The sequence below is a fragment of the Neisseria sp. P0021.S007 genome (genome assembly GCF_051956855.1).
On sequence record NZ_JBQCXA010001497.1, the window covers coordinates 1 to 472 of the forward strand.

The window sequence follows — 472 nt, forward strand, 5'->3', positions numbered from 1 at the left end:
GGCGCTGTCGATGTTTGCCGTAGCGGCGGCTATTGTAGTAGCGACGAAGGAACTGATTATGTGTTTGTCGGGCAGCATCTTGCGCTCGGTAACGAAACAATATTCGGTCGGCGACTATATCGAGGTCAACGGCCTGCGCGGGCGCGTGGTCGATATTAATCTTTTGAATACGTTGATGATGCAGATCGGCCCGAACCCGCTGGTCGGTCAGCTTTCGGGCAAAACGCTGTCGTTTCCCAACAGCCTGCTTTTGAACCATTCCGTCCGCCGCGACAATATCTTGGGCGATTATGTGATTCATACGGTAGAGATTCCCGTACCGATTCATTTGGATTCAGATGAGATTGTAGGTCGTCTGAAAGCCGTACTCGAGCCTTTGTGCCGACCTTATGTGCCTGCCATCCAGCAGCATTTGGATAATGTTCAGGCGGAGAAATTATTTATCACACCCGCCGCCCAGCCGCGCGTAACC

General features: G+C 52.5%; 1 protein-coding gene. It reads left to right on the plus strand.

The genetic code is table 11. From position 1 onward, the window contains the following. On the plus strand, positions 1 to 472 hold a 472-nt coding region (locus ACTHUR_RS19910; RefSeq protein ID WP_440400525.1), incomplete at both ends, for a mechanosensitive ion channel domain-containing protein.